Annotated in this window: 4 protein-coding genes; 3 read left to right on the forward strand and 1 reads right to left on the reverse strand. The window is 63.9% G+C overall.

Going from position 1 to position 4,591, the window contains the following annotated elements; genetic code table 11:
• From scpA to lipL, 3 genes are all read left to right on the forward strand, one after another.
• The coding region (gene scpA / locus AC2VOU_RS00680) for a methylmalonyl-CoA mutase (RefSeq protein WP_486955617.1) at positions 1 to 1,908 on the forward strand (1,908 nt) is incomplete at its 5' end.
• A gap of 77 nt (positions 1,909 to 1,985) precedes the next feature.
• A complete protein-coding gene (gene meaB, locus AC2VOU_RS00685) occupies positions 1,986 to 2,957 on the forward strand; it encodes a methylmalonyl Co-A mutase-associated GTPase MeaB (protein WP_486955618.1) in 972 nt (323 codons plus the stop codon).
• A 63-nt stretch (positions 2,958 to 3,020) separates the two neighbouring features.
• Positions 3,021 to 4,304, forward strand: coding sequence for an esterase/beta-lactamase LipL (gene lipL, locus AC2VOU_RS00690; protein ID WP_486955619.1), 1,284 nt, complete (start codon positions 3,021 to 3,023; stop codon positions 4,302 to 4,304).
• 98 nt (positions 4,305 to 4,402) lie between these two features.
• Here the strand turns inward: lipL and AC2VOU_RS00695 are convergent.
• Positions 4,403 to 4,591 (reverse strand): hypothetical protein (locus AC2VOU_RS00695; RefSeq protein ID WP_486955620.1); only part of this gene is annotated, 189 nt, incomplete at its 5' end.

The following is a 4,591-nucleotide window of genomic DNA, read 5'->3' on the forward strand; positions in this document are numbered from 1 at the left end:
TCCAACGCGTTTTACCGTCGTAACCTGGCAGCCGGTCAGAAGGGCCTGTCGGTGGCCTTCGACCTGGCGACTCACCGCGGGTACGACTCCGACCATCCTCGCGTCCAGGGCGATGTCGGAATGGCCGGTGTGGCAATCGATTCCATCCTCGACATGCGACAACTGTTCGATGGTATAGACCTGTCGGCGGTGTCGGTATCGATGACAATGAACGGTGCTGTGCTGCCGATCCTGGCGCTGTATGTGGTAGCGGCTGAGGAGCAGGGTGTGCCGCCGGGGAAGCTGGCCGGCACCATCCAAAACGACATCCTCAAAGAGTTCATGGTCCGCAACACCTACATCTACCCGCCGAAGCCCTCGATGCGGATCATCTCCGATATCTTTGCCTACACCAGCGCTAAGATGCCGAAGTTCAACTCCATCTCGATCTCCGGCTACCATATCCAAGAAGCTGGCGCCACAGCGGATTTGGAGCTGGCATACACCTTGGCCGATGGTGTCGACTACATCAAGGCGGGCCTGGATGCCGGACTGGACATCGACACTTTCGCGCCGCGGTTGTCCTTCTTTTGGGGTATCGGGATGAACTTCTTCATGGAAGTCGCCAAACTGCGTGCCGGCCGGCTGCTATGGAGCGAACTGGTCGCCGAATTCGAACCCCAAAGCCCAAAATCCCTATCACTGCGCACCCATTCGCAAACCTCGGGGTGGTCGTTGACCGCCCAGGACCCGTTCAACAACGTGGCCCGCACCTGTATCGAGGCGATGGCCGCAACACAGGGCCATACCCAGTCGTTACACACCAACGCGCTGGACGAGGCGTTGGCGCTGCCCACCGACTTTTCCGCCCGGATCGCCCGCAATACTCAGCTGGTGCTGCAACAGGAGTCGGGCACCACGCGGCCGATCGACCCGTGGGGGGGCTCTTACTATGTGGAGTGGCTGACCCATCAACTGGCTGCCCGTGCTCGTGCTCATATCGCCGAGGTCGCCGAGCACGGCGGCATGGCCCAAGCCATCAGCGACGGCATCCCCAAGCTGCGCATCGAGGAGGCAGCCGCGCGCACCCAGGCCCGTATCGACTCCGGGCGTCAGCCGGTGGTCGGGGTCAACAAGTACCAAGTTGACGAGGATCACGAGATCGAGGTACTCAAGGTCGAGAACAGCCGGGTGCGCGCCGAACAAGTAGCCAAACTGCAGCAGTTGCGGGCAAACCGGGACCAGTCGGCGGTCGACGCGGCCCTGGCCAAGCTGTCTGCTGCCGCCGGGGCCCCCGGCCGTGCCGGCGATAATTTGTTGGCGCTTGCTATCAACGCCGCCCGGGTCAACGCCACCGTCGGCGAGATCTCCGATGCGCTGGAAAAGGTATACGGGCGTCACCAAGCGGAGATCCGTACCATCACCGGGGTCTACCGCCGGGAAGTGGGAGAAGCTGGGAAGGCCACCGATATCGCAAGCGCCACAGAACTAGTCAAAAAATTCGCTGAGGCTGATGGTCGCCGGCCCAGGATTCTGGTGGCCAAGATGGGCCAGGACGGCCACGACCGCGGGCAGAAGGTTATCGCGACGGCATTCGCCGACATCGGGTTCGACGTCGATGTCGGATCGCTGTTCTCCACGCCCGAGGAGGTCGCCCGTCAGGCGGCCGACAACGACGTGCATGTGATCGGTGTGTCGTCGCTGGCCGCCGGCCACCTGACGCTGGTACCGGCACTTCGAGACGCACTTGCCGATGTGGGCCGGCCTGACATCATGATCGTGGTGGGCGGCGTGATCCCGCCCGGTGACTTCGATGAGCTGTACGCCGCCGGGGCCACTGCCATCTTCCCGCCCGGGACGGTGATCGCCGACGCCGCAATTGGCTTGCTACACAAGCTCGCCGAGCGGCTGGGTTACACGCTTACCTAGATGGCCGCGAGAGTGCAACCACTGGCGGCGTTACTCGGGAAATGTGTCGCCAGTTGCACTTTCGCGATGGCGGATAAATGACGGTAGAGCAACTGGCGGCTGCGGTCCGCAGCGGTGATCGCGCGGCATTGCCGCGGGCTATCACGTTGGTGGAGTCCACCCGCGCCGACCATCGTGAGCAGGCGCAGCAGCTGCTGTTGGCGCTGCAGCCGGACGCTGGAAACGCCCATCGGGTCGGCATCACCGGGGTGCCCGGGGTAGGAAAATCCACCACCATCGAGGCGCTCGGCATGCATCTGATCGAACGGGGTCATCGAGTGGCAGTGTTGGCCGTCGATCCGTCATCGACCCGTACCGGTGGATCCATTCTTGGCGACAAGACCCGAATGGCGCGGCTGGCGGTACACCCGGACGCCTATATCCGGCCGTCGCCGACGTCGGGCACGCTGGGCGGCGTGGCGAAGGCCACGCGGGAAACAGTTGTCCTGTTGGAGGCGGCTGGTTTTGACGTGATCCTGATCGAAACCGTCGGCGTCGGGCAGTCCGAGGTCGCGGTGGCCAATATGGTCGACACCTTCGTCTTGTTGACCTTGGCGCGTACCGGCGATCAGTTGCAGGGCATCAAAAAGGGCGTGCTGGAGCTGGCCGACGTCGTGGTGGTGAACAAGGCTGACGGGGAACATCTGCGCGAGGCGCGGGTAGCCGCCCGGGATCTGTCCTCGGCGCTCCGACTGATCTATCCACACGAAACACTATGGCGACCACCGGTTCTCACGATGAGTGCGGTTGAGGGGACCGGTCTGACCCAGATGTGGGAAGCGGTCGAACGTCATCGTCAGGTGCTTATCGCCGCCGGCGAGTTCGAGAACCGCCGACGGGCCCAGCAAGTCGAGTGGACCTGGCAGATGGTCCGTGACGCGGTGCTAGACCGGGTGTTGTCTAACCCTGCGGTGCGTGAGATCCGCGCTGAGCTGGAGCGCCAGGTGCGGGCAGGGGAGCTGACTCCCGCGATGGCGGCCCAGCAAATCCTGCAGGCGGCATCATCCTAACGGAAAGGTAAATTAATCATTGTTTGTCCATGGCTGATGTGAAATCGCCGTAAATTCACAAGCGTGACGGTGGAAGCCCGGGTCGATCGCCGCGTGGACCCTCCTCACGACGCCCTTGACGCTGGTCGTCGTGTGTTCGGCGCGGCGGACTCAAACTTTGCGTGCGTCGTTCGTAGTTTTGCCGCGCTGTTCCCCGGGCGTCGATTCGGTGGGGGAGCACTGGCCGTGTATCTCGACGGCCAACCGGTCGTCGACGTGTGGACCGGGCGCGCGGACCGGCGCGGCCAAGTGCCGTGGACGGCTGACACCGCTCCGATGGCGTTCTCCGCGACCAAGGGGTTGGCTGCCACCGTCATTCACCGGCTCGTCGACCGGGGGTTGATCGAATACGACGCTCCGGTCGCCGAGTATTGGCCGGCGTTCGGAGCCAATGGCAAGTCAGCGCTGACCGTTCGTGAGGTGATGAAACACCACGCCGGCTTGTCGGGTCTGCGCGGCGCCACCAAGGATGACTTGCTGGACCACATCGTCATGGAGGAACGGTTAGCGACGGCGTCTCCGGGACGCTTGCTGGGTAAACCGGCATATCATGCGCTGACCTTCGGCTGGCTGATGTCGGGGCTGGCTCGGGCGGTCACCGGAAAGGGGATGGCCGCGCTGATCCGCGAGGAGCTCGCCGAGCCGTTAGGAACTGACGGCATGCATCTGGGTCGACCGCCGGCCGACGCTCCGACGCGGGTCGCTGAGATCATCATGCCGCGCACCCTCGGCAATCCCGTTGTCAACGATCTGGCCTGCAAGGTCGCCCACCAGGTGTCGGGTGCATTCCGCTCGGTCTACTACAAGGGCGTTGTGGATACCGTGCAAGGCGATATCCCGTTGCTGGACGCTGAGATCCCAGCCGCGAACGGGGTTGTCACCGCGCGCGCGCTGGCGCGGATGTATGGTGCGATCGCCAATGGTGGTGAGATCGACGGCGCTCAGTTCTTGTCGCGCGAGCTCGTCGCCGGGCTGAGTGGCCGACCGGACCGGAAGCTGGACCGAAACATCCTGGTACCGCTCTCATTTCACCTCGGCTACCACAGCGGACCCGTCAGGTGCGTGATGCCAGGTTTTGGTCACTGCGGGCTGGGCGGCTCGTTTGGTTGGGCCGACCCGGCGACCGGGGTGGCTTTTGCATACGTGCATAACCGACTGTTGTCGCCCTTCGTCGTGCTGGATCAGTGCGGGGTGGCGACGTTCGGCAATCTCATTCGGCAGGGCGTCATTCGCGCCCGTAAACGCGGCTTCCAGCCGGTCACCGAGTTCGGGGCGCCATTTCCCGAGCCGGGAGCCGTCGCCGGCTGACCCTATGACGACGGGCGCGTATTGTCTGGGCCGCTCGGCAGGGCATCCTGATCAAGTCGCCGTCGTGAGGTTCGAATCGATGGTCGGTGGCACGGCGATCATTCGCTGACCCGGCCCGCGAAGCCGGTCTGGGCTCCCGTGCCGTCGTCAGGTCCCTCGTAGATCTCGGGCTCGAAGCCCGCCTCGCGCAGATAATCGACGATATCGCGGCCGAACTCAGTGAACGTCAGCAGATCTTGGCCCACCGGAATGAACCGGTACAACCCGCTGCCCCTGCCGTGGTAAAG

The sequence above is a fragment of the Mycobacterium sp. TH-M25 genome (assembly GCF_057473665.1).

Excerpts from the sequence above, each read along its gene's own strand:
- meaB (WP_486955618.1), top strand. The coding sequence starts at position 1,986 with ATGACGGTAGAGCAACTGGCGGCTGCGGTCCGCAGCGGTGATCGCGCG.